This is a genomic window from Sphingobacterium sp. UT-1RO-CII-1 (genome assembly GCF_026711005.1).
Taxonomy (GTDB): domain Bacteria; phylum Bacteroidota; class Bacteroidia; order Sphingobacteriales; family Sphingobacteriaceae; genus Sphingobacterium.
Genome location: NZ_JAPPVJ010000019.1, coordinates 1 through 3,288 on the forward strand (window position 1 = coordinate 1; position 3,288 = coordinate 3,288).

Here is a 3,288-nt window from a genome sequence, read left to right on the forward strand (position 1 = left end):
ATGCCCCTAGAATCTTTTAGAAAGGTAATAGCAGGCTTTATCAAGTCTTTGAATAGAGACTCAACACAATACAAATTTGCAAAGCGTTACGGCTTATTGGAGGAAAGAGAGGTTGAAGTTAGGTTTTACTTTGAAACAATCAATTGACTTACATTTCTAATGAAATATTAAGCTCTTTTTGAATAAAATCTTGTAGCGATTGCGGAATTCTATTCTTATTCCACTTATTAATCTGAATTGACACCGATTGAGGGTTATTCATGTTACCATAATTTTTATGAAGAAAATTGTTACAGATATAAAAAGGTGTTAATTCTTCATATTCTTCATCATGCGATTTCATCTCTTCTAAATTTTTTGTCACAAAGTTGATGATCATGTCGTACTCTTGTTGAGTTAATTGCTTTGTTAATCCTGTTGTCATGTTTTAATTATTTTACTTTATACTACAAATATAACCATAATATTCCATGGTCTACGACAGAGGTCTTTTAATGTAACAGTTTATTTTACAGAAATTTAATGATGAAATTAATTGAAAACAAATATACAAAACGTTTGCAAATCTGAAAACATTTTGTATATTTGTATATGGTTAAAGTCAAGGTAACCAAGAGAGGTTTTGAAGTAGTGGTCAGACTAAAATTCAAAACGGTCAGAAAAATCCTTAAGTGGATAATCTTGTAAAAACCCTCCGAGAGCTAGGCTCTCGGAACTCTCTTTATCCTTACACTAAAACAAAGATAAATATGATTACTCAGATTATCAATTTTTTAAAAGCGTGGCTACGTGGAGATGAAGCGGAGGTCGACATGAAGTTTCATTTTGTGATTACATGGCTAGATATCGCTGTAACAGTCGCTTTATTAGCAATATTAATTTACTTATGGAAGTAACAGGAACACGGGAGGCTTTTGCTCAGATGCTCAGCGAAAGAGGTGTATACAAGAAGCTAGGAGTTGATCGCTCTACTGTAGCAGGATGGAAACGTAGACTTGCAGAGGGCCATTCTATCAGCCTGGATAAAATGGAGGAAATGCTAACAAAATATGGGGCTACTGTAGCACAGGAAAAAATTTGGAAGGTTCCATAAAGACTATTTTCTTTTAATTCCGAAATACCACAACACCCCAAAAACAACAATTAGAACGCCGATTGCCCCGAACATTATACCTTTACCACTAGGCTCTACCTCACTTTCTTTGCTCTTCTCTTTCTCCTTACTCTTTTCTTTATACTCGCCTTTGATTTGCTCGGTCGTTTTTCCTGTTTCCTCGATAGCCTTATTCGTATTGATATTGGTCTCGCTAGCCTTGTCTTTAGTGCCTTTATCCTTGCGCTTTTGATCTAACTTAGCGTTTCCCTTAGCAGAGATATTGCCATCCTTATCGACATTTATTTCGTCAGCGGTTACCTGGGTGTCACTGTCAATATTGTGCGTTTGCTGCTCGTTTGACTTTTCGTTTGTATTTGTGTTTTCAGACTCTTTTTTAGAGGTGTCTTCCTGTTTAGTTTCCTCAACATTATTAACCACTTCATGCTCAGCTTTACGACTGTCGCTAGACTTCGTTGTCTTTTTAAACAATCCGCACCCCGACAGCAGGGCGCAGATTAAAATTAAGTAAAGTGCTCTCATTCTTTCTCTCCTTTCACCTGCCTTACTAATGACCATGCCTGTTTCACAAAATTTATAAATCCACCTACAATATCAAATCCAGCTCGTTTAATATTCTCGATATTAGACCAAAATTCGGTTACAGCACACCCCAATAACGCTATTTCAAAAACAGGCATGGGAGGCGTATATCCAAAGACTTTTACGTGATCTTGAAAAACTACAGCATTGAGAAAGTACGCGAACATCATTATCAAACCGTACCCTACAATCTTAATAGCGCTAGCTCTCAGCTTTTCCGACTCAACGTGATATACTTCAATATTCTTTTCTGGGTCTCTTTTATGCTCTATCCAGGAAGCACCTATTCCAGTAACGTAATCTAACAACAGAAAAAGAACGAAAAAAAACGCTATAACCTCTAACTTATCGGTAAACACCACCATTCCAAAAAACATAGAGAACCACCCGTAAATGCTTGTAAAAACTCCTTTAACGCTGCTGACAAACTTGTCAACTAACGGCTGTATTTTTTCAATACTTTTCATAACATCTTACTCTTTAAAATACAGATCTCTTTCGGCTTCACGTCTTCTTGTAAGACCCTTTAACACCGCTCCGCCTGCTCTATTCCACTTTACAAATTCGCCTGCTATTGCTGAATCATTGGGATTGATATTGATTTTCTTAAGCAGCGTTGATTTGCTCAAATTATAACCTCCTAGATTATAAGTAAAGCTCACCAGCGCATCAAATTGATTTTGTGTCAACGGCTTTTTCACCAAGCGCAAAACATCGCCTTCGTACCCCTTAAGTACTTCCTTCAACATAACTTCACCCTCTTGTAATGTCAAAGCCTTGTCCTGCATTGTCACCTTCTTTCTAGATGGCAAATAGTAGGTAAAACCATATCCAATAGTTGGAATACCTATTGGGTCGAGGTATGGCTTACTATACCATCCCTCGAACTTCTTTATTAACGACAGACCTTTTTCTCCTACTCTCATTTTATTACTCTGTTGATGTATCGCTTATCATTTCCTCTAACTCATCCATTAACGCATTTATCAACACTTCATCTCGCCCACCTTGATTAAATCCAATATTGATATATCCGTCTTGATTAATAGAGGCATTCACACTATGATCGCCTTTATTCCCCCACACATTTACGGATTGAACTGTTCCGCCATCTATTTGTGACGTGAAATTAAGATTCCAACCGTTTAATTCTGCGGTGCTTTGCTCTTGCGTTGTAGTGCTTACTACGGTTCTTTCAATTTTTTGATTTGCCATGATTTTTTATTTTGCTTTGTTAAATAATTCTTTGATAGCTTCGTTAACCCTGTATATCCAAATGCTAGGCAGCAAGGCTAGTATCTTAGATTCTAATTCGTCCGAAAATTCTGCTTTACCTTTGTCGTAAAGATTCCGTACAAACAGGTCGAACTCTAGCGAATCGATATGATTAAATAGCCCCTCCGCCAACTGTTTGCTATCTAATGGAATTACAATCTTTTCCCCTTTTAAATCCTTGTATGCAAGTTCCTCGAACTTGAACACTCTTTTATTTTCTTGTTTATTCATTTGTATTTAATTTGATGCTAAAAACCATTTATTTGTTGCTTTTATGTATATAGCGATACCCCAAAAACCCGTAACAGTACCCGTTA

The 3,288-nt window shown here is 36.7% G+C and carries 8 protein-coding genes; 2 read left to right on the forward strand and 6 right to left on the reverse strand.

All coding sequences use genetic code 11. The features are described from left to right. Positions 1–148: 148 nt before the first annotated feature. Positions 149–424, reverse strand: coding sequence for a hypothetical protein (locus tag ORI89_RS19050; protein ID WP_268232113.1), 276 nt, complete (start codon positions 422–424; stop codon positions 149–151). 325 nt (positions 425–749) lie between these two features. Between ORI89_RS19050 and ORI89_RS19055 the strand changes: the two genes are divergently transcribed. Together ORI89_RS19055 and ORI89_RS19060 are read left to right on the forward strand one after the other, a co-directional pair. After that, entirely contained in the window at positions 750–896 is a 147-nt protein-coding gene (locus tag ORI89_RS19055) for a hypothetical protein (RefSeq protein WP_268232114.1), read from the forward strand. Beyond that, a complete protein-coding gene (locus tag ORI89_RS19060; protein WP_268232115.1) occupies positions 887–1,093 on the forward strand; it encodes a hypothetical protein in 207 nt (68 codons plus the stop codon). The genes ORI89_RS19055 and ORI89_RS19060 overlap by 10 nt, the downstream gene beginning before the upstream one ends. Before the next feature lie 3 nt (positions 1,094–1,096). Here the strand turns inward: ORI89_RS19060 and ORI89_RS19065 are convergent, their stop codons facing one another. From ORI89_RS19065 to ORI89_RS19085, 5 genes are read right to left on the reverse strand one after another with little or no spacing between them, the layout of a single operon-like run. Further along, the gene (locus ORI89_RS19065) at positions 1,097–1,636 is read right to left on the reverse strand and encodes a hypothetical protein (RefSeq protein ID WP_268232116.1); all 540 of its coding nucleotides are present in this window, start codon (positions 1,634–1,636) and stop codon (positions 1,097–1,099) included. After that, entirely contained in the window at positions 1,633–2,163 is a 531-nt protein-coding gene (locus ORI89_RS19070; protein ID WP_268232117.1) for a phage holin family protein, read from the reverse strand. The genes ORI89_RS19065 and ORI89_RS19070 overlap by 4 nt, the downstream gene beginning before the upstream one ends. Before the next feature lie 6 nt (positions 2,164–2,169). Further along, positions 2,170–2,622: a lysozyme gene (locus ORI89_RS19075; protein WP_268232118.1), complete on the reverse strand. Its 453-nt coding sequence runs from the start codon at positions 2,620–2,622 to the stop codon at positions 2,170–2,172. 4 nt (positions 2,623–2,626) lie between these two features. Next, positions 2,627–2,911, reverse strand: coding sequence for a hypothetical protein (locus ORI89_RS19080; protein WP_268232119.1), 285 nt, complete (start codon positions 2,909–2,911; stop codon positions 2,627–2,629). Positions 2,912–2,917: 6 nt separating this feature from the next. Next, entirely contained in the window at positions 2,918–3,202 is a 285-nt protein-coding gene (locus tag ORI89_RS19085) for a hypothetical protein (RefSeq protein WP_268232120.1), read from the reverse strand. Between the last annotated feature and the right edge of the window lie 86 nt (positions 3,203–3,288).

Coding starts and splice junctions, on each gene's coding strand:
- ORI89_RS19080 (WP_268232119.1), bottom strand. CDS start 2,911: ATGGCAAATCAAAAAATTGAAAGAACCGTAGTAAGCACTACAACGCAA.
- ORI89_RS19055 (WP_268232114.1), top strand. CDS start 750: ATGATTACTCAGATTATCAATTTTTTAAAAGCGTGGCTACGTGGAGAT.
- ORI89_RS19075 (WP_268232118.1), bottom strand. CDS start 2,622: ATGAGAGTAGGAGAAAAAGGTCTGTCGTTAATAAAGAAGTTCGAGGGA.
- ORI89_RS19060 (WP_268232115.1), top strand. CDS start 887: ATGGAAGTAACAGGAACACGGGAGGCTTTTGCTCAGATGCTCAGCGAA.
- ORI89_RS19065 (WP_268232116.1), bottom strand. CDS start 1,636: ATGAGAGCACTTTACTTAATTTTAATCTGCGCCCTGCTGTCGGGGTGC.
- ORI89_RS19085 (WP_268232120.1), bottom strand. CDS start 3,202: ATGAATAAACAAGAAAATAAAAGAGTGTTCAAGTTCGAGGAACTTGCA.
- ORI89_RS19050 (WP_268232113.1), bottom strand. CDS start 424: ATGACAACAGGATTAACAAAGCAATTAACTCAACAAGAGTACGACATG.
- ORI89_RS19070 (WP_268232117.1), bottom strand. CDS start 2,163: ATGAAAAGTATTGAAAAAATACAGCCGTTAGTTGACAAGTTTGTCAGC.